Genomic DNA, 20713 nt, shown 5'->3' on the forward strand with positions numbered 1-20713 from the left:
GCCGTCCTATCAGCTAATAGCTATATTATTATACGGATCCGATCTTATTTACAAAGAGCTTATAAAGACCGGATCCGGGAAAATGTTGTTCCTGATAAAAGATGCTGTAGTAGCAAGCAATTAAGCTAAAGCGAAGCGTCCTAAAGGCGTAGCCGTCCTATCAGCTAATAGCTAATGACCTTATTCATACGGATCCGATCTTATTTACAAGGAGCTTATAAAGAACGGATCCGGGGAAACGTTGCTCTTGAGAAAAAATGCTGTAGTAGCAAGCAATTAAGCTAAAGCGAAGCGTCCTAAAGGCAGAGCCGTCCTATCAGCTAATAGCTAATGACCTTATTTATACGGATCCGATCTTATTTACAAAGAGATTATAAAGAACGGATCCGGGGAAATGTTGTTCCTGAGCAAAAGATGCTGTAGTAGCAAGCAATTAAGCTAAAGCGAAGCGTCCTAAAGGCGCAGCCGTCCTATCAGCTAATAGCTAATGACCTGATTCATACAGATCCGATCTTATTTACAAGGAGCTTATAAAGATCTGATCCAGATGCTGAAAATGTTGTTCCTGAAAAAAAATGCTGTAGTTGCGAGTAATTAAGCTAAAGCGTAGCGTCCTAAAGGCGCAGCCGTCCTATCTGCTAATAGCTAATGACCTGATTCTTACGGATCCGATCTTATTTACAAGGTGTTTATAAAGAACGGATCCGGGAAAATGTTGCTCCTGAGAAAAAAATGCTGTAGTAGCAAGCAATCAAGCTAAAGCGTAGCGTCCTAAAGGCGCAGCCGTCCTATCAGCTAATAGCTATATTATTATACGAATCCGATCTTATTTACAAGGTGTTTATATAGAACGGATCCGGGAAAATGTTGCTCCTGAGCAAAAGATGCTGTAGTAGCAAGCAATCAAGCTAAAGCGAAGCGTCCTAAAGGCGTAGCCGTCCTATCAGCTAATAGCTATATTATTATACGAATCCGATCTTATTTACAAGGTGTTTATAAAGAAAGGATCCGGGAAAATGTTGTTCCTGAAAAAAGATGCTGTAGTAGCAAACAATCAAGCTAAAGCGTAGCGTCCTAAAGACGTAGCCGTCCTATCAGCTAATAGCTATATTATTATACGAATCCGATCTTATTTACAAGGTGTTTATAAAGAACGGATCCGGGAAAATGTTGTTCCTGATAAAAGATGCTGTAGTAGCAAGCAATTAAGCTAAAGCGTAGCGTCCTAAAGGCAGAGCCGTCCTATCAACTAATAGCTATATTCATCACCTCACCCCTTCTTCTCTAATTCATTCAGGTGCTCCATTTTTTTACGCTGCAAAAACTCTTCAATACCCTCTAAATGCTCTTTTACCTTTTTGTTTCCAAACTCATAAACCTTTGACACCAAACCATCCAGAAAATCACGGTCGTGAGAAACCAAAATCAAAGTACCATCATAATTCTCCAGAGCCTGCTTCAACACATCCTTTGAACGCATATCCAGGTGATTGGTAGGTTCATCAAGAATCAATAAGTTGTATGGCTCCAGCAATAGTTTCACCATTGCCAATCTTGACCTCTCACCTCCCGAGAGCACTTTTACTTTCTTATCAATATCCTCTCCGCCGAACATAAATCCTCCCAAAATATCTTTAATCCTGGTACGAACTTCACCAACAGCTATATCATCAATGGTTTGAAAAACAGATTTTTCCTCGTCAAGCATAGATGCAGCATTTTGAGCAAAATAACCAATATTGATATTATGACCCAGTGTAATCTTTCCTCCATGCTCAATCTCTTCCATAATGGCTTTTACCAAAGTAGATTTACCTTCACCATTTTTTCCCACAAAGGCCACTTTTTCGCCACGCTCTATAGTAAAGCCTGCTCCTGAAAAAACAAGATGCTCTCCATACGTCTTTGACACATCCTCAGCAATAACAGGATAAGAACCAGAACGTGGCGCCGGAGGAAAGCGCAACTTCAACCGGGAAGTATCTACCTCATCCACTTCAACTATCTCTAGTTTTTCGAGCATTTTTACCCGCGACTGCACCTGGTGCGTTTTGGAATACGTACCCTTAAACCGCTCAATAAACTGCATGTTTTCAGCAATCATTTTCTGTTGCTCATCATAGGCTTTTTGTTGTTGTTCGCGACGTTCTTTTCGCAACTCCTGATATTGCGTAAAATTAACCTTGTAATCATAAATACGGCCCATGGTTAACTCAACGGTACGATTAGTGATATTGTCAACAAAACGCCTGTCGTGAGAAATAACAATTACAGCTTTAGCACTATTAATCAAAAAATCTTCGAGCCACAACACCGACTCAATATCCAAATGGTTGGTAGGCTCATCAAGCAAAATCAAATCCGGTTTCTTTAAAAGAATTTTGGCCAACTCAATTCGCATACGCCACCCACCGCTAAACTCAGATGTAGGCTTGGTAAAATCTTCACGAACAAAACCCAGTCCCAGTAAAATCTTTTCCACTTCACCATCGAAATTGATTTCACCCATGCTATAAAGTTTTTCGCTTAAAGTAGAAACCTGCTCTATGATATCAAGATATTCCTGCGACTCATAATCAGTCCGTATAGTTAGCTGCTCGTTAAGCTCATCAATTTCTGTTTTCATGGAAAGCACTTCGGCAAAAGCCTGAGAAGCCTCTTCAAAAACAGTACGGTTATCCTCTGTTAATAAGTGTTGGGGCAAATAAGCAATCACATCTCCTTCCGACTTTGATATACCACCATGGTTTGGTTTGCGCTCACCCGCAATGGTTTTTAAAAGGGTAGATTTTCCAGCCCCGTTCTTACCCATCAAGGCAATACGGTCGGTATCATTTACCACAAACGAAATATTGTTAAAAAGAGTGGTTCCACCAAACTCCACTCCTACTCCATCAACTGATATCATAAAATTATACTTGAAATTTTCGGCAAATATACATGGATGATATGACATTATACTAATCACCGGATTAAATGATGCATACAAAAGCAAAACACATAGAGATTTGTCAACAATTTTTCATCACTCGCCCATTTAATAACATCCCTTTACTATAAATTTCTATCTTTAACCATCAAAAATTAAAACCCATGACCAGAATAATTATTGTTTCATTAATCACCTTGTTTTCGTTTCAGCTATATGCTCAGCAAGAACCTCAGTGGACGCAGAGCAACTGGCGACAAACGCAATACCCCGGCACTTCTTTTTTAACCGGTTTTGCCGAAGATGTTAAAAGTGATAACGAAACCATTGCCGAAGCAATGGAACGTATTAAAAATATGGCCTTAGGAAATTTAGCCCAAAGCGTCATTTCATCAGTTAAGAGTGTATCGCAAAACTATGCACAAAGCACCATGTATGGCGACAGTGAAGAAATCAAGAAAACATTTGAAACACAAACTCGCTCTGAATCCGATGCTGAGATAAACAATGTGAAAACAGAAACCTTTCACAACACAAAAACAAACTTTATTTATGCATTCAGTTATGTAAACCGCTTCGAAGTAATTGGTTATTACAAGGCCAACATTAGCATGAACATTCAGCAAATACAAGGTTTTATTAACACTGCCAACCAACTAATAAGTACTGCCGAAAAAACAAAAGCAAAAGAGGAACTAAAAAAAACCATTCCTTTATTCTCTGAAACAGAATACGCCCAGGGATTATTAACTGCTGTTGATAAAAATATTGACGACAGCGGTTTACTGATGCAAAAATCCGTAGAACTTCGCAACCAGGTTATTAATAAACTTGCCGAACTGGAGCAAGGCGTATATATCTATTTTGAGGCCCTGGCTGATGTATTTTCTTCGAGCGACAAAACTTTGGAAAACAAACTAAAAGCCAACCTGGCTGACAACGGGTGTAGCTTTACCAACGACAAAACAGTGGCAGACTGGATTGTGCAAATCAATGCAACATCAAGAAAAAACACCATATACATGGATATATATTCAAGTTATGTTGATGCTGAAATTAAGCTCACTAAAGTATATAACCAGAAAGTAGAATACGAGGATAAGATGAGCAAAAAAGGGAACAGCACAAAAAACTATGAACTTGCAGCTGTTAAAGCCTATGAAAACCTGGCCTCCATTTTATCTGATAATATTTTAGAGCACATCGAAAAATAATATATTTTTGTAGTCAAATTAATTATTGCCTCACATATCGAACTTAAATATTAACGTATGAAAAATTTAATTATAGCGATTTTTTGCCTTTTCACAATTTCTGCTTTTAGTCAGACAGACAAAAAAGTAGCTGTATTTAATCCGGAAGGAAGTGTAATGGAAAGTTTAAAAAGCATTGTCAGGGAAGAAATAAGCAATGCCATTGTAAACACCCGGGGTTACACTGTTGTAGAAAGAACTATGATTGATAAGGTTTTGGCTGAAGCCAAATTCCAGAGCAAAGGCTTGGTCGACGATTCACAAATAAGTGAGTTAGGTAGAATGATGGGGGCAGATTATGTTACCTATGGTTCGGTAGTTGCCTTAGGAAGCAACTATTATATCTCACTTAAAATGGTTGATGTTGTTACGGCCAAAGTAATATTACAATCAACCGGCTCTACGCAACAAGGAACTAACGATTTAATTCAGGTAACACGCAGCATTGCCAACAAATTAATTGCCAGTGGCCAATTAAACGTACAAACTTCGGCCCCGGCAGCCAAGCCCGCAGTGTCTACACCTGTTGCTTCCGGAGATGAGTGTTTATTAATTGCAATACGTCCCAATTCGGATATTCCATTAGCAAGAACTGTTATTGATTATATCACACAAAAATTCGCAGGTAAATATCCTGTTAAAGTGGCAACCACTGTTTCCAGCAGCCCTGTCAGTTCTCTTTGCGCAAGATTCAGATCGCAATACAACTGTAAATATATTGCCTTAATAACACTTAAAGACCTGGACAAAGAAGTGTATTATATTGCAGAGACTTTAAATGCTGTTAACAAAAAAAGAGTTGAAGGCCCGGTAAAAAAAGTATTAAAGAAAAAGCAATATTCAAAAATGGATATTGTTAAAGATATTGCCGACAACTATAACCATTTACTTTGGTAAAACTTATAAGTATCATACATATAAAAAAAGGGTGCCTTTCCAAGGCACCCTTTTTTTTATCATCTATTTTTCAATCACTTCACCTTCCTCGGTAAAACTATGTTTCACCTTTTCATCGCCAACCAACAAAACAACATTATAGCTAATACTCCCTTTATGTGTTGTCACCTCCTGAGCTTGTTTAACCTCAAACTCATCATATTTATCAGCAATAAAATCAAGAGCTGCCTCTGGTAAATCCTCTTCAAAAATAACCACTGCTGTCTTCAGCCACTTACCATCTGCCGAAAAATAAGCCTGACTCTTAGAATCCATTTCAAATTGAACCTGATAGTTTTCCTTTACTTTTTTCCATACTGCATTTTCTGCATCAGGATACTTTTCTTCAAAAGCTGCTTTTACAGTTTGCGGAACATTCACATCCTGTGCAAAACCAATTGTTGCAAACATTAAAACCATTGAGATAATTAGCATTTTCATTTCGTCTGTGTTTTTTAAGTTAAAATATAACGTTTAGACTGCTCTTTTATAATTGGTCACAGTGGTGTACACCATAGTGACTTTTGTGAATATCTATGTCTAAATACTAAAACTCCATATATGGTTTTAAAAAAAATTGCTGTTTCGGTAAACCTAAAAAGGGAACCGAATAAAATCCTGAAATACGCCTCTCAACTAGCAAAAGACTCTAATTCAAAACTAAGTTGCATTTGCCATTTAACCGATAAGAGCATACCCTCCCCCAACAACAACCTCAACCTAAATAATTTTATCTCAAAACTTGAATACATTAAGGTTATTGATGATATTTTAACCCCCCAGGAGATAGGCTACGAAATAATTATTACTCCAACCCATATCATAAAATATTTTGAAAATATTACCACTATCTTATCTCCCTCACTAATCATTACAGAATTAACAGACTTAAATTCAATCCACAGCTCCATAAAAAACATAAGAACTCCACTTCTTATCTTCCATAACCCTAAAGAAAGCGAAAATTAATATAGGAGCTTGGTTAACATGTTTCACCCTTTCATCACCAACCAACAAAAAAAAAACAGCTACACTAAAGAACCATAGCATAGCTGTTATATGAACAATCTGTTACTGAACAAGCCCAATACAGGCTATTGAAGTCTACTAATCTTCAACTTCTTTTAATAATTGAAAACGAAGGTTCGGCTTTGAACCTTTCTCTTTTCGAGGAGGGTGTTTCTCTTTTTTCTTTATTGTTGGTCGCTTAATAGTTTTTGACATGATTCAATTGTTTATCCCTGTTTAACACCTAATTGAATTTTCTTTTATATTTAGACTCACAAACCCGCTTCCGGTCACACTCTTTTCTATTATTTTTACAACATATTTTTAAATAATATGGCCAACATACAACATACGCTACCATTATATTTACAGAACATGTTGCTAGACCTTATTAGTGCAGGGATTTTGATTTTAAATAATCAGAACAACCCAATGTACTATAACAAAACATTTGCAACAATTGCAGGAATAACAGGAACTCAGGAACCTGATGTGCTTGCCCAAAACAACATGGTTCAAAACATAATAAACCTGGTTATTACCTATAAAACCCAAGGTTTATCAAGCTTTGAATTTTTTATTGAGGACACACCTTGTTCCCCATGCAAATTCAGAGGTTCATTTGCCAAGGATGCCACCATCATTATTACGGAACAAAGCAGCCCAACAGATGAAGTTGAGTCAAGATCTATTCAGGCCATTCTGGACGGGCAGGAAAATGAACGCCGAAGGATAGGCAGGGAAATACATGATGGACTAGGGCCATTGATGTCGTTTATAAAACTCAGTCTCGACTCTGTACTAGATGACAAAAAGTCGGAATTAACCGATTCCCAGACAGAACAATTACAAAACATAAGCAAAACAATAGACATGGTTTCCAGCGACTTGCGCTCCCTATCGCACAAGCTCGTCCCCCGCACCCTGGATGAGTTTGGTTTACAGGCAGCTTTTACTAACCTTGCTTCTAAATTAAACGAGTCAAAAAAGGTTGAAGTTGAGTTTTATACCAACCTTAGCAGCAATACCCGATTTGATAATGAAATAGAATTAAATATTTTCAGATGTGGCCAGGAATTACTTAGCAATTCGTTGAAACATGCCAGAGCGAGCCACATCCTGGTTCAGATAATATTACACAAAAATAGTATAGTATTAATGGTGGAGGATGACGGTACAGGTTTTGACCAGTCAGAATCAACAAAAGAAAACCAAGGCATTGGGCTCACCAATGTTGCAACACGAGTTAAACTCCTCAACGGGGTATTTAGCCTGGATTCAGTTATTAACAAAGGAACCGTTGCAAGCATAGAGATTCCTGTTTAAAGCACAACCATGGAAAAACTAAAAATATTACTAGCCGACGACCATAAGATATTCAGGGAAGGGATAAAAGCTCTTTTAGGCAAAGAAAAAGAAATAGAAACCATAATGGAGGCGCCTGATGCAACCGAGGTAATTAAGCTGGCCAAGGCTCACAGTTTTGATGTATTGATCCTCGATATTGATATGGGAACCCCCAATGGAATTGAGGTAACAAAAGCCTTAATTAAAACAGATGCTGACATGAACATCCTGATTTTATCGATGCTGGGGTTGCCCGAATTTATTATGCAGGCACTGGAAGCAGGTGCCAAAGGGTACATCCTGAAAAACGCTGGCAAGGATGAATTGCTCACTGCTATAAAATGTGTTGCAAAAGGTGATAGTTATTTTAGCAAGGAGGTATCCGTTAGCCTTATGAAACAAATACAAACACCTAAATCAAAACAAAATAAAAAAGAAGAAATCCCACTATCTAAAAGAGAAGTAGAGATTCTGAAACTAATCAGCCAGGAATATTCAAATCAGGAAATAGCTGATAAGTTGTATATCAGCATACGAACCGTGGACACCCATAGAAGAAACTTATTGGAAAAACTTGGCATAAAAAACAATGTTGGTTTGGTAAAATATGCCATCAGCAAAGGCATTATTGACTAATTTGAAACAACCAAAGCTCACAGTAAAAGGTTTGTTGAAATGTACAAACATCAAGTAAGGCCGGACAACAGGAAATATTGTACCCGGCCTTATCAGCTATCATAACTATATAAAATCCACAATCCTGTTATCAAATAGCTTTATGATAATACTTACCAACTTTCTGTCGAGCCCTCATCAACCTCATTTTCACAGCACTCTCCGAAATTTGTAATTCTGATTGTATATCTTTTACTGAATAATTATTCTGATATTTCAGTTCAAGCAATACCTTATCCTGCTCCGGAATTTCATCCAGAGCCCTGTAAAGATACAACTCCTGATCCTCCTTCAACCGCCGTTCTTCTATCCTATCCATATCATCATCCTCTGCAACAGGTACTGACAACAAATCAAAAAACTCCTGCTTACTCCTGCTTTTTACTTTAACCGAAGAAGCGCAATGATTAAACACAACGGCGTAAAGCCAGGTTGAAAACAAGGAATTTCCCTTGAAAGCATTTTTTTTGGAAAACACCTTTACAAATATGTCTTGTGTTAAATCAAAAGCATCATCCATGTTATGTGTAAAAGACAAGCATTTATTAAAAACCTTTAGATAATAACGGTTATATAAAACCTCAATACCATTACTATCCCCTTGGTAATACTGCTGTATTAACACCTCATCCGAAATCTTAATTTGATCTGCACGTTTCATTTTCACATAATTATTCTGTTAAAAATATTTATATGAATGTATTTGTAGACAGCTATAAAAATTAGAGGTGAAAAACGTATTTTTTATTACTTAATTTTCGTAGTAATCACAAAGAAAACTAAGAAAAACTCGTAGCAATAAAACTTCTGTCTTTCACCCCACTTCAAATTAAACGAACTCCAACTATTTTTTATGAAGGGAATCCTTCATCCCTCAACACACTTCAATTCCGGCCAACAAACATCCTCCTCAACTGCACCATTGAAGGCCTTTCCCCTCAACCAGACCAAACTCTTGTACTGGCTTCCCTATTTTGAATACAGCTCCAAAACTTATTTACTAAACATAACAAGCTGAGCCTATTGATACTACCATACCAATTGAACGTGGTTTTATATCCTGAAACAAATCAACTATCAAACAGATAATCTGCATCCGAGTGTTTATCCATATAATCCTCCTTAACGCTTGACTTTAGCTCATAGTCATCATTAAAATCACTATCATCATCCATAATTTTGTATGCCTGATCTATCGACATCTTTACCATGTATACAATAGTATCTGTTTCAAAGCGAAGGGCTGAAATCTGTTTGCCCGAAGCATCTTTATAAACGATCAAATCTTCGTTAAATCCCTGACTATACACCAATTTTAATTGCTCTTGCAAATCCTTTGGCAATTTATAATAATCTATCAAGGTTCTTTTTTTAGGTTGAATGGGAGTATTTTCCATTTGCTTTAAAATTTTTACAGTCTTTTCAATTCGTATTTATCTTTACGTCTGTCGTTCATATTATTTACACTTCCATGGGTACGCAACTCCCTCAAAAGATCTATATCAACATCTGCTATTAGTATCATTTCCGTATTTGGTGTGGTTTCTGCCTTCACCCCGTTGGTAGGAAACTGAAAATCGCATGGAGTAAACACCATTGACTGGGCATACTGAATATCCATATTATGAACCTTGGGTAAGTTGCCTACGCTACCGGCAATCACTACATAACATTCATTTTCAACAGCCCTTGCCTGAGCGCATATTTTTACACGCGAATATCCATTTTGGGTATCTGTTAAAAAGGGCACAAACAAAACATCCATACCGTCATCGGCTAAAATCCTTGACAGCTCAGGAAACTCAACATCATAACAAATAAGTATCCCGATTTTACCACAGTCAGTATCGAATGTACGCAACTCATCCCCTCCTTTCAAGGCCCATACTTTCTTTTCATCCGGGGTAACATGGAGTTTTTCAAAACGTTCTATTCCCCCATCCCGTTTACACAAATACCCCACATTATACAGCGAATTATTTACCAGCTCCGGCATACTTCCTGTAATGATATTTATGTTGTAACTGATGGCCAACTTTGCCATTCCCAACTTAATTTCATTTGTGTATTTTGCCAATTCACGAATGGCATCCGGTTCACTCAAGTCATTAAACTCGGCCATTAAGGGTGCATTAAAAAATTCAGGAAATAAGGCAAAATCACTTTTATACCCACTTAATGCATCAACAAAATATTCAACCTGCTGCATCAGGTCGGTTAAGTTTTTGTATGGACGCATCTGCCACTGAACTACTCCAAGCCTGACAATCTTTTTTACTGTAGCAGCTTTTTTCTGGGGCTTTTCGTAAAAAACATTGTCCCATCTCAGCAATACCGCATACTCCTCTGATTCCACATCTCCTTTAAGGTAATTTTTTAATATCCTTACGGGATGAAAATCATTAGACATTTGAAAGTTTAAAACCGGATCATTGATCTCTTTGGCTTTAACTTTCTCTATATACTGCCGCGGAGAAATTTCATTTGAATATTTGTGAAAATTCGGTATCCTGCCACCAAAGAGTATTCCCTTTAAATTGAGCCTTTCGCACAGTTCTTTCCTATAATCATATAAGCGCCTGCCCAACCTCAATCCTCTGAATTCAGGTTTCACAAAAACATCAATACCGTATAAAATATCGCCATTATCGGTATGTGCATCAAATGTATTGCTGGTTATATCACTATAGGTATGATAGTCTTCAAGCTCCGAATTGCTTACAATGATAGAAAGAGCACATCCTGCAATTTCTCCATCAACTTTTATAACTACCTGGCCTTCCGGAAAAATCTCTATCAGCTTTTCTATCTTATCCATAGCCCAATATGCATTATCCAATGCATGATATGAGCTGATCATCACCTCCTTAAGTTCCGAATAATCATTTATGTTCAGGTAGCTCAGCTGTACATCACTTATTTCTTCTTTCATTTTTATCGCCAAATTGTTTTCTCAATCAATTTAACTGTTTAGACTTAAAAAATGAATTTAGTAACGCACCTTTTTTCGCAATCCGGGTTACTTTTTTGAAAAAAATATGTTGGGTACGCTGTAGTACTCACATACCCAACCACATCACAACTTATACTTATGGAATTTCGCTCACATCGTTACGAAAAGGAACAGCAGGTAGCCCTGCTCCATTGATAAGGTTCCCGATGACAGCATCTTTAAAGGCATAACGGGCTATTACAGGATTTTTTATTTGTTTGTTAGACAACACTATAGTTTCACCATCTATTTCAGCATCTGCCGGCATCAATTGCCCATTATTACCGGCAATCTCAAATCCTACCAACTCGTTTCCTCCGGAGGCTTTTAAACCCTTGCCATGGTCAAACCAAATACGCAACTTATTGCCTTCAATGGTTACTTGCCTGAAAACAGGGCCTGAAGCCACAACTTCATCGCCATATACCAATTTACGCGCTGCAAGTTCAAAACGCTTACCAACACTTTGTTTGTTTTTAAAATGAGCATCAGTTGAGTCTCCGATGTCGTATGTGGCAATCATGGCTGTATTATACAATTTTAAAGCTTCTGTCTGTGATTCACGTAACACAGGCCAATAGGGGTGCTTCCACAACGTAGATAATTGTGCATAAATAAAAGGGAAATCACCCTGCCCCCATGCTTTACGCCAGGCTAAAATCATTTCAGGAAACAAATACCTGTATAAGTAGGATTGCTTTTCATATGCATTATTTTCACCCTGATACCATATTACACCACGAATGGTATAAAAACTGATGGGAGCTACTACGGCATTGTAAATAGATGATGGCTGATTTTTATTTTTGCGTTTGGGTTCACGGGGCTTTTTAGGTATTTCCTGGCCTTCTTCTTTTGCTTTTTCAGCCTTCAATTCCCAGGCTGTCAGGTCTTCTTTATACTTTTTGTAAGTTTGAGGAAAGTCGCGCTGATATTGATCCCACTCGTTTTGCCAATACATTAAACGCGGATCCTTATTGTAGGATTCTTCCGGAGTCCACGCTTCACAACGGGTTGCACCCCACGAGGCATCAATTAAACCTACCGCTACTTTTTGCTGATGATGCAATCCCCTGGCAAAAAAATATCCGCCTCCGGTTATTTCTGCAACTGTTTCGGGCGAACATACAACCCATTTGCCTACAATATCGCTTTTTATAGTATCCGAAAAGCTTCTTTGGGCATCAAAAAAACGGATTTGGGGATAATCGGCATTTGCAATTTCTTCCTCAGAATTATTTGATTTTTTTACCGACCATTCCATATTTGACTGACCTGCCGCAAACCATACCTCACCTATCAATATATTTTTAATGGTGATGGTATTTTTTCCGGATATTGTCATACTGGTAGCATTTGATGCTTCCATCGGATGCAACCACACCTGCCACTTACCATCTTTATTGGCTATTGTTTGTTGAGACTGATTCAACAAGCTTACAGTTACCTTTTCATCAACATTTGCATTACCCCAAATATGTACCGGCTTACCTTGTTGAATGACCATATTATCTGAAATTAACGATGGCAAAGAAATTTCTGCATTTGTTGTATAAACAGATACGATAAACAGCAATACTGTAACAATAATCTGACTTCCTTTCATTTATTAGTAATTTTCGATTTAAAACATAAACAAAGAAAACTGTTTTAATAAAGATTGCCAGATATAATATTATTTTTTTATCAAATATAAATGAGTTGTCCTTTCCGGACGCAGATTTACAATACTGACATCCCCCAGGTGTCACTGCGTTTTACCTGGGGCTGTACTAAACTGTGCTTTCAGCACGCATAAGGATCTATCCGTTAATAACTTATGTAAACTTAGCGATTATAACTCTATTAATACGCAAAGTCCTATACCGGTTATTCCTGTTATCCTATCTTAACCGATGTCATGGTTAAGGCACCGGCAACCGGTTCATCATTAAAAACGCTCACTGCATCATCCCTATCCTGTAAGGCAACAGCATACAACAGTGGAAGATAGTGTTCGGGGGTGGGTATAGCTAATTTGAAGGATTCGCCTTGTTTTGAATAATTTAGCAAGGCCTGATGATTCCCTTCTAAAATAAACTGTTTCATTTTGTCATTTGCTTCTATGGCCCAGTCATAACCATAATTCTCATTTAGTTTTTGCCAATGGAGCATACCCAGGTTGTGTACCAGGTTGCCACTTCCCACAATTAAAACACCCCTGTTCCTTAATTCTGATAATTCTTTGGCTAGCTCGTAATGCTGTTGCGGGGTTTTATAATAGTCAAGACTCAACTGTACAACAGGGATATTTGCCTTGGGATACATATGCCTGATAACAGTCCATGCTCCATGATCAAGACCCCACTTATCATCCAATGCCACTTCTGCAGTTGTTGCAAATCCTTTTACTTCATTGGCCAATTCCGGCATTCCCGGAGCAGGGTATTGTATATCATACAACTCTTTGGGGAACCCACCAAAATCATGTATTGTTCGTGGATGTTCCATTGCCGTAACCAACGTTCCCTTTGTTTCCCAATGGGCAGAAACAACCAGTATGGCTTTGGGTATTTCAATTTCAGAAGACACCTTCCTGAATCCCTGTACAAATTCATTTTCTTCAATGGCATTCATGGGGCTTCCATGTCCCAAAAAAAGCACTGGCATTTTTGGAGTATTTCCAAATGACCCTACTATCTTGTTTAATGCATTTAATTTCATGGTTCCTAGTGTTACCGGCATGGCCGTTATTAATGTTTTAAAAAATGTTCTCCTTTTCATATACGCTTACCTTTCTGTATTATGGCCTGTTAAAAAAAACAGGCAGGAATTCTTCAATGAATTTTTCTATACAAAAATAACCCGGCACAAGGGGATGAACACTTGATCTATGATAAGAAATTAAAAACGGGCTATGCCGTAAGAAGTAAAACCAGATTCTTTATGACTACTTCTGTTTCCGGATCCGGCTCAGGCTTTCGGGGGTAATACCAAGGTAAGAGGCTAAATGAACAAGCGAAACACGCTGAAATATCTCGGGATGTTCCTTTAGCATTTCATTGTATCTATCCATTGCAGTTTCCCACATGGTGGCATTTAACCGGTTTAAGGCATTGATATATGCTTTTTGAAACAGGATGCGAAAATACCTTTCCAGACCAGGGATTTCAACAAGCAATTGCTCCAAACGGCCCACGGGGATTCTCAACAGGTTTGAATCCTCTAAGGCTTCAATATTATATTTTGATGGTAACCTGGTAAAATAGCTGTCAATATCTCCTATCCAATTGTTATCCATCCTTATTTGATACACATGTTCTACTCCCTTTGAATCAATATAAAATGAACGCAAACAGCCTTGGGTGATAAAATACAAAAAATCACAAACCTGTCCTGAAACCAAAAGATCCTGCTTTTTTTTAATGAAAACAGGTTCAAAAGCCGATTTTATAACGGACTCATCTTCTTTTGACAGATGTGCCCATTTATTAATATAGTATAGCAATTTGTTGTTATCCGGCTTTTCCATATTTTATAAATTGTAAATCAGTCTAATGTCTATTATCTAAAATCTAACGATCTATTGTAAAGACTAAGCCCTGTAATACTAGCCATGTCCTTACCTATCCAGTAACACGTAATTAATCCAAAACCTTATCGCGCCTGAATATATAATATATGATAAAGATGATGATCATTAAACCAAGACTTATGGTTATGGCAAAGTCTGTGGGCCGTTCCGACAATAAATTTACCAGATTTACTGAGTTGCTTTCATATACTGCTAAATCGGCATCATGAGAAATATTACGGCCATACTCTATAACCTGAAACATAAAGGCAATTACAGATATAACTGCAATACTCAATAACAAAAGGTCGGTATATAAAGATGATTTTTCAGTTGCTTTATGGTGGAGTATTCCCATTCGTTGTTCACAAAGCTCTATTTTGCTTACTACCTGACTAAGGATAGCATCTTCAAAATCCCATCCCGTCAAAATCTCCTTGATATACAAACCTACGCTTCTTTTGTAATAAGCAAAATTCTTTTTGTATTCAATCAGTAGTTCGTGCGAATCGATTATCTCACGATCTAACTTTCTATTGATGTCTTTAAGCTTGTTTTTATGCTTATTGTCTTTTCTTTTATAGCTCAAAAACGCCGTAGCCAATGTAATCTCAAGCAAATCGTTTAACGCTTCAAATGCACAATAATAATACTGTGAAATAAGCATGGCATCCCATACATCAGAAAAAGGCTGAGTGTAGTCTATAGTACCATCAGCATTTAAACCCCTCCCATACGAATCTTCACGAAACAGATAATTCAGCCAACGGTAGGCACATTTATCAGCTTGCATAGCCCCTTCAATCATATCTTCATCGCCACAGTCTTTTAACCAATGTTTTACAATCCTTGACACATTATTCTTATCTGCTGATTCAAACATTAGGGTCCGGGTTACCCAATTCACTACAATATTATAGTTTTCGGGAGTACTTTCGGGAACAAGTATCTTGTTTGATTTGGCATTTTTATAATCAAATAAACTATGAATGATAAATTGCGAGGAGTTATGCAAACTTAACAATGCCCTTAAAAATGTTTCAATCTTTGTTTTATAAAGTTGTTGTGAAAGCTGTTCGCCTAAAGTAACAGCAAACTCCTGCAGCAAATCAAGATTGTCTTCAATTTTATATTCCTCATTAAGCACGTCAGTAACATCAACATCAAGTTCTAGTACCCCCACCGAATTATTGTAAAGTTTAACAACCAGCGATTCTGTATCTACACTAACACTTTCGGCATGTTGCATATCTTTAAGCAACTGCGTTTTAACACGATCAAAAATCTGTTTTATCTGGCTATCGTCCGGGTTGCCTGTTAAATGTATAAGCTCTATGGGCTTTACCAACGAATTTTGGTCTACATTTCTAAACCGGCTTCTTGAAGGTGAGTTGCCCACGGTGGTATGTGTAAAAACAACGTTTTTAAAACCATAATCTTTGCTCTGTATTTCTTCTTTGGTCTTATTCCAAAATAGGGTATATTCATCAGGGTTGTATATTACCGTTTCGTCATACAGTTTAAAGTGTGTGCGAAATGGTGCCATTATATGTAATTTCATTGTCAGTTTATTTTTTAGATAATTCTATTTGTTCATTGGCCACCCACATTGTTTTTCCTTTTAAAGGCCCATTCATTATTTTAACCTGGCTCCTGAAACCGGACACAGATCTTTTGGGGGAATTAAATGCTTCCTTAAATATTTTGCTCCATTGCGTTACCACAACTTCTGTTGACAAAGGGAGGATGTAAGCAGGTTGTTTTATATCACTGGTAGTATATCCATAAATTAAATCGTGATTGGCACTAAATAAGTAGGCTTTCAAGAATTCTTGTTGGGTTTTTCTTAACTTTTCAGTCAGGCTTTTATAGTATTCTGTTTTTGAACAGGTACTTATGGCCATATTTATGTTATCAACAAATTCGTCTGAAACTTTGGGACTGAACTTGATATGAAAAGGCAAATCTTTAACAAAGATTGAATCATCCGGGGTATTTGGTTTATCCGACTGCCCCAAATAACAAAAATCACTTGCATCTGCAGGAATTTCACTACTCATTACAGTTAACTTCCCAACCGGCCTTGCTTCTATTAAAAAATCAATATCCCCATCCACTAACATTTTAAAACCATCTATGGTATTCGGCACTTCAACATAAACACTATCCTCATCAATACCCGGAAATTTAGTATATCCCCGTATGCGCCCAATATGTTTGTTGGAATTCACAAGGTCTTGTACCGTTTTATAATGATAAACCTTGTGCCCCGTTTTATTATAGTAATACAAAACATATTCGATATGCACTATGGGTTTTGAATATTTAAAGGTTGTGGAGTCTTCACTTTTTATGTACGGAAAGGCAAAACTTGGATATCCCGCTTCCAGGTGAGTATGTACAAAACCCCAGTCATAGTACTTAAAAATAGGCAGATAGTCGAGCTCAATTAAAATTGATGCAATCATTTGTGCCACAGGTCCGTTTTGGGGTAAATCTTCACCAATAAATGGCTGCCAGTTTCCTGTTGCCACATGAATTGGCTTTAATGGCTTTACCTGTTGGCCGGAATGGCAACCTGCCATAAATAATAAAATAAAAAATACGTGAATTGTTAACTTCATGGGTGAATAGCATATATGATAAATTCCTCTGCAAAATATAAATTCAGAAAGACTTCTACAATTATGAAAGAAATTTCATTATAAATGTTTCTATAGTTATTCCGTTCTATATAAAAGCAAATATGATTTCCCATTAATGTATGTGGTAGATGAACTATTTTCAATTATTTTTTCATTCGTTACATCAAAAAGTTCAGCATAAGCTGTATGTGCCGCATTTGAGGTTCTGATGTTAGCTACAAAAACAATTGAGTCAACACCGCATCCAGCCTCTGTTTTGCAAACAGGCAGGACGCTTAGGTATTGGCATTAGTGATTTTATTTTTCTCTATCGACCCAATTTTCTATCTGAATATTAGAATCAAGTAAGTACATCATTAGAATTCTGCTAAGTTATCTTTGTCTGTTCTGGATTCTCTTATTTCATTTATTATTTCATCAGAATCCTTTGAATCGTCCCATGCTCCGAATAAACTTCTTAAATCGAATTCTTTATTTTCTTTTACTTCAATTGATTCTGTTAATTTTACAATTAATTTCTTTTTCGACCCGTTATCTAACCTAGTCAAAAATCCAAAATATTTATCTATCGATCTACTTGTTAATGCTAATCCCATAACCAAAATTTTACTTCATTTCAAAGATACAACATTTACCAAGACTAAGAAGTTCTATTTCTGCGGTTTTTCATCATTAATGCCAACGGTTTACGACGAAACTTAGGCTTGTGTCGCGCCTGCGATAGCTATTAAAACATAAGCTTCGTAACTTTAATAAATTAACCATAAATATTATTGACCTAATGGTGAATGGCTTTGCTATATCCTATTTTAAAAATTTAGCAATGTGAAGTCTCTAAAAATTGACTCTATACATTTAGACATGTCTTAAAATAAGATAAGAAACAAACCTATTCCTTAAATATGCAGTCTTTTATTCCTTAAAAATGCTCTCTTAAAATATATCAATCCCCATAATACAGATCACTTGGGCCGGTTTTCGTCAACACCGCATCCAGCCTCTGTTTTGCAAACAGGCAGGACGCTTAGTTATTTGCGTACTTTTTACAGGACATCAACTTTCGAAATAATTTGATTTACATGGTCGATTCCATATAATAAAGCAGATTCATCAATTTGCATCCAACTAAACAAGTCTTTAATAAGTCTGTAATTTTGTTTTGCATAGGTTGTGTCTTTCACAGCATTTCCTAATCTAAAGCAAACTGGTTCATGATGAGCAATTCTATTTCTAATATCATTTATTTTCTCTAATTCATTGAATACATATCTATGATTATATTGAATTGTAGGTGTACTAGTTGGTTTCGCAGGAAAAATTCTAAGTAGCGATTGACCTCCAGAATGAAATTGCGGTTGAGAAAAAAGATACCTCCAAAAACCGAAATCCATCTCTGCAACCAGTTTAGAGTGAGTGTAGTTATGATTCAATTTTCGTAATGTTCTAGTAATTATTTGTCCAGTTTTTCTACAGCGATTATTATCAAATATTCCACCAGGATTAACAGAGTCTCTTAACCAATCATTTCCATGAACTGAACTATAATGATTGTCTATCGAATTTCTAAGAGCAATTTCAAAACAACTTATTATTGTAAAAAGCTCTTGAGAAAGTTTCAAGTTGAGTCGATACAAAGTCATCGCTTTGCGAGTATCATTTGAACAAGCAGTTATATATCTACTCATTCGGGGTTGTGACATTATTTTCTCAAAAACTAAATACTTCATAAACATTTCTTGTAAAATACAAATTTATGCATTATATTTGTATCATATTATTCCCAGTAGCCCCTGATTTATATCAAGCTATTGGGTTTCTGCTTTTATAGACCCACCATATTCTATCGTTTTATTTTCACTTCTAAGTTTTGTTGTATGTATGGTAACGTTTGCGCTATAAATGTGTTGCCGACTTGCGAAATACAAACCTTTCAAGCTATACTATACTTAATGCGGAATACATGCCTTCAGATCATAACGTAACGGCAATTATTTATTAGCGCGTGTTATACCTTGGCCTTTATTCATTTATTAGATTTTCTACCTCTTTTATCAATTCTTCTTTTTCCGGAAGTACATATGTATATTTTGATGCAAAAACATTATTATCAAATCCCCCTAAAATATATTCTGCAGCAACTTCGTCCTTTTCTGCACATAGTATAATTCCTATTGGAGGATTATCTAAATCATCATTTACTTCTGTTTTATAATAATTTAAATAGGTATTGAGTTGACCCCCATCAGATATTTTCAATTTTGTCGTTTTTAATTCAATTAAAATATAGCATTTCAATATTTTATTATAAAACACCATATCTACATAATAATGAGTATTGTTAATTGTTACGCGTTGTTGAGAACCGACAAACATAAAACCTCTACCAAGTTCAAGTAAAAAATCTTCAATATGTCTGATTAATTTTCGCTCCAAATCTTTCTCTAATATTGGCTTTTTCTCAGGTATACCTAGAAATTCAAATACATATGGATTTTTTACAATATCTGACGCAGAATCAATTACTTGTCCTTCTCGTGAAAGTTCTAATACTTTATCTTTATTTGGTTTCCCTGATGATAATATTAGTCTTTCATAAAGGGAACTATCAATTTGTCGTTTAAGTTCTCGAAAAGACCAAGATGAATTTAAAGATTCTTTTTCATAAAATGAACGTTTATTTTTGTCTTCAATGGTGATTAACTCACAAATATGCGACCAACTTAATTGTCCAGACAGTGTTTGGACATCGGGATAAATCAGGTAAAGCTTCCTCATATTAAACAAGTTAGAACGAGAAAATCCACGTCCCAATTCCTGTGTTAAAACTTTTGACAATTCTAGAATTTGTTGTCTAGCTGATTTTGAATCAATTCCTGTCTGTCGTTCATTTTCAACTATTTCTTTTCCAATAAACCAATAGGTTTCAATCAATTGGCTATTTATAGTCTTGATAACCCTTTTGCGACTCGTAAGTATTATTGATTTAATATTATCAACTAATGAGTTACTCAGTTTATTCATATTACTTTTCATAGCCATAAAGATAATTTAAATCATCATTTGTTGAATCTTATGCAGTTTTTTTGCTGGCTTAGGTATAACGTTTACTGGATGAAGCGTGCGGAGATTTAATGAACCAAACCATCCAAACGGCTCCAAAGCCAAAGCGTTGTATTTGTTTTTATCTTTTCATTTCAAAGCCAAATCAACGATTTGGCGCTGCTCGCCGAAGCCATCAACCATCCAAAATCAGTCGGCTCATTTATGCTTTATTAGCCATTGTTGAACTAAACCCGCAAAGCGGGGGCTTAGGCTAAAACTAACAAAATTCGTAAGATAATTACATCTTCTACCATTATTAATTTTAAATATAAA

Annotated in this window: 18 protein-coding genes; 5 read left to right on the forward strand and 13 right to left on the reverse strand. The window is 36.5% G+C overall.

Translation table 11 applies throughout. The features are described from left to right. Positions 1-1270 precede the first annotated feature (1270 nt). Entirely contained in the window at positions 1271-2908 is a 1638-nt protein-coding gene (locus OM074_RS19880) for an ABC-F family ATP-binding cassette domain-containing protein (RefSeq protein ID WP_301202389.1), read from the reverse strand. A gap of 185 nt (positions 2909-3093) precedes the next feature. Here OM074_RS19880 and OM074_RS19885 point away from each other — a divergent pair, with 185 nt between their 5' ends. After that, positions 3094-4143, forward strand: a complete 1050-nt coding sequence (locus OM074_RS19885; RefSeq protein WP_301202390.1) for a hypothetical protein — start codon at positions 3094-3096, stop codon at positions 4141-4143. A gap of 57 nt (positions 4144-4200) precedes the next feature. After that, on the forward strand, positions 4201-5079 hold the full coding sequence (locus OM074_RS19890) for a CsgG/HfaB family protein (RefSeq protein ID WP_301202392.1): 879 nt from the start codon (positions 4201-4203) through the stop codon (positions 5077-5079). Positions 5080-5142: 63 nt separating this feature from the next. On the opposite strand, the gene OM074_RS19895 is transcribed toward OM074_RS19890, so the two are convergent. After that, positions 5143-5559: a hypothetical protein gene (locus OM074_RS19895; RefSeq protein ID WP_301202393.1), complete on the reverse strand. Its 417-nt coding sequence runs from the start codon at positions 5557-5559 to the stop codon at positions 5143-5145. Between the two features lie 120 nt (positions 5560-5679). Here OM074_RS19895 and OM074_RS19900 point away from each other — a divergent pair, with 120 nt between their 5' ends. The 3 genes from OM074_RS19900 to OM074_RS19910 all read left to right on the forward strand — a co-directional run bounded on the left by OM074_RS19900 (position 5680) and on the right by OM074_RS19910 (position 8109). After that, on the forward strand, positions 5680-6087 hold the full coding sequence (locus OM074_RS19900) for a hypothetical protein (protein WP_301202394.1): 408 nt from the start codon (positions 5680-5682) through the stop codon (positions 6085-6087). A 414-nt stretch (positions 6088-6501) separates the two neighbouring features. Continuing rightward, entirely contained in the window at positions 6502-7452 is a 951-nt protein-coding gene (locus tag OM074_RS19905; protein ID WP_301202395.1) for a sensor histidine kinase, read from the forward strand. A gap of 9 nt (positions 7453-7461) precedes the next feature. Next, a complete protein-coding gene (locus tag OM074_RS19910) occupies positions 7462-8109 on the forward strand; it encodes a response regulator transcription factor (protein ID WP_301202396.1) in 648 nt (215 codons plus the stop codon). Positions 8110-8239: 130 nt separating this feature from the next. On the opposite strand, the gene OM074_RS19915 is transcribed toward OM074_RS19910, so the two are convergent. The 11 genes from OM074_RS19915 to OM074_RS19965 all read right to left on the reverse strand — a co-directional run bounded on the left by OM074_RS19915 (position 8240) and on the right by OM074_RS19965 (position 20377). Further along, on the reverse strand, positions 8240-8809 hold the full coding sequence (locus tag OM074_RS19915; protein WP_301202397.1) for an RNA polymerase sigma factor: 570 nt from the start codon (positions 8807-8809) through the stop codon (positions 8240-8242). Between the two features lie 409 nt (positions 8810-9218). Next, positions 9219-9545 (reverse strand): hypothetical protein, encoded by a 327-nt coding sequence (locus tag OM074_RS19920; protein ID WP_301202398.1) that lies wholly within the window; start codon positions 9543-9545, stop codon positions 9219-9221. Positions 9546-9559: 14 nt separating this feature from the next. Beyond that, on the reverse strand, positions 9560-11080 hold the full coding sequence (locus OM074_RS19925) for a carbon-nitrogen hydrolase family protein (protein WP_301202399.1): 1521 nt from the start codon (positions 11078-11080) through the stop codon (positions 9560-9562). A 157-nt stretch (positions 11081-11237) separates the two neighbouring features. Continuing rightward, positions 11238-12746: a sialate O-acetylesterase gene (locus tag OM074_RS19930; protein WP_301202400.1), complete on the reverse strand. Its 1509-nt coding sequence runs from the start codon at positions 12744-12746 to the stop codon at positions 11238-11240. 272 nt (positions 12747-13018) lie between these two features. Further along, positions 13019-13903 (reverse strand): 4,5-DOPA-extradiol-dioxygenase, encoded by an 885-nt coding sequence (ygiD, locus tag OM074_RS19935; protein ID WP_301202402.1) that lies wholly within the window; start codon positions 13901-13903, stop codon positions 13019-13021. 166 nt (positions 13904-14069) lie between these two features. Next, on the reverse strand, positions 14070-14651 hold the full coding sequence (locus tag OM074_RS19940; RefSeq protein WP_301202404.1) for a Crp/Fnr family transcriptional regulator: 582 nt from the start codon (positions 14649-14651) through the stop codon (positions 14070-14072). 112 nt (positions 14652-14763) lie between these two features. Then, the gene (locus tag OM074_RS19945; protein ID WP_301202405.1) at positions 14764-16254 is read right to left on the reverse strand and encodes a hypothetical protein; all 1491 of its coding nucleotides are present in this window, start codon (positions 16252-16254) and stop codon (positions 14764-14766) included. A gap of 7 nt (positions 16255-16261) precedes the next feature. Beyond that, positions 16262-17317 (reverse strand): hypothetical protein, encoded by a 1056-nt coding sequence (locus tag OM074_RS19950; protein ID WP_301202406.1) that lies wholly within the window; start codon positions 17315-17317, stop codon positions 16262-16264. A 377-nt stretch (positions 17318-17694) separates the two neighbouring features. Next, a complete protein-coding gene (locus OM074_RS19955; protein ID WP_301202407.1) occupies positions 17695-17934 on the reverse strand; it encodes a hypothetical protein in 240 nt (79 codons plus the stop codon). Positions 17935-18381: 447 nt separating this feature from the next. Then, the gene (locus OM074_RS19960) at positions 18382-19065 is read right to left on the reverse strand and encodes an Abi family protein (RefSeq protein WP_301202409.1); all 684 of its coding nucleotides are present in this window, start codon (positions 19063-19065) and stop codon (positions 18382-18384) included. 292 nt (positions 19066-19357) lie between these two features. Next, on the reverse strand, positions 19358-20377 hold the full coding sequence (locus tag OM074_RS19965) for a PDDEXK nuclease domain-containing protein (RefSeq protein WP_301202411.1): 1020 nt from the start codon (positions 20375-20377) through the stop codon (positions 19358-19360). Between the last annotated feature and the right edge of the window lie 336 nt (positions 20378-20713).

The sequence above is a fragment of the Plebeiibacterium marinum genome (assembly GCF_026013615.1).
Lineage (GTDB): Bacteria > Bacteroidota > Bacteroidia > Bacteroidales > Marinilabiliaceae > Saccharicrinis > Saccharicrinis marinus_A.

Coding starts and splice junctions, on each gene's coding strand:
- OM074_RS19880 (WP_301202389.1), bottom strand. CDS start 2,908: ATGATATCAGTTGATGGAGTAGGAGTGGAGTTTGGTGGAACCACTCTT.
- OM074_RS19885 (WP_301202390.1), top strand. CDS start 3,094: ATGACCAGAATAATTATTGTTTCATTAATCACCTTGTTTTCGTTTCAG.
- OM074_RS19890 (WP_301202392.1), top strand. CDS start 4,201: ATGAAAAATTTAATTATAGCGATTTTTTGCCTTTTCACAATTTCTGCT.
- OM074_RS19895 (WP_301202393.1), bottom strand. CDS start 5,559: ATGAAAATGCTAATTATCTCAATGGTTTTAATGTTTGCAACAATTGGT.
- OM074_RS19900 (WP_301202394.1), top strand. CDS start 5,680: ATGGTTTTAAAAAAAATTGCTGTTTCGGTAAACCTAAAAAGGGAACCG.
- OM074_RS19905 (WP_301202395.1), top strand. CDS start 6,502: ATGTTGCTAGACCTTATTAGTGCAGGGATTTTGATTTTAAATAATCAG.
- OM074_RS19910 (WP_301202396.1), top strand. CDS start 7,462: ATGGAAAAACTAAAAATATTACTAGCCGACGACCATAAGATATTCAGG.
- OM074_RS19915 (WP_301202397.1), bottom strand. CDS start 8,809: ATGAAACGTGCAGATCAAATTAAGATTTCGGATGAGGTGTTAATACAG.
- OM074_RS19920 (WP_301202398.1), bottom strand. CDS start 9,545: ATGGAAAATACTCCCATTCAACCTAAAAAAAGAACCTTGATAGATTAT.
- OM074_RS19925 (WP_301202399.1), bottom strand. CDS start 11,080: ATGAAAGAAGAAATAAGTGATGTACAGCTGAGCTACCTGAACATAAAT.
- OM074_RS19930 (WP_301202400.1), bottom strand. CDS start 12,746: ATGAAAGGAAGTCAGATTATTGTTACAGTATTGCTGTTTATCGTATCT.
- ygiD (WP_301202402.1), bottom strand. CDS start 13,903: ATGAAAAGGAGAACATTTTTTAAAACATTAATAACGGCCATGCCGGTA.
- OM074_RS19940 (WP_301202404.1), bottom strand. CDS start 14,651: ATGGAAAAGCCGGATAACAACAAATTGCTATACTATATTAATAAATGG.
- OM074_RS19945 (WP_301202405.1), bottom strand. CDS start 16,254: ATGAAATTACATATAATGGCACCATTTCGCACACACTTTAAACTGTAT.
- OM074_RS19950 (WP_301202406.1), bottom strand. CDS start 17,317: ATGAAGTTAACAATTCACGTATTTTTTATTTTATTATTTATGGCAGGT.
- OM074_RS19955 (WP_301202407.1), bottom strand. CDS start 17,934: ATGGGATTAGCATTAACAAGTAGATCGATAGATAAATATTTTGGATTT.
- OM074_RS19960 (WP_301202409.1), bottom strand. CDS start 19,065: ATGAAGTATTTAGTTTTTGAGAAAATAATGTCACAACCCCGAATGAGT.
- OM074_RS19965 (WP_301202411.1), bottom strand. CDS start 20,377: ATGGCTATGAAAAGTAATATGAATAAACTGAGTAACTCATTAGTTGAT.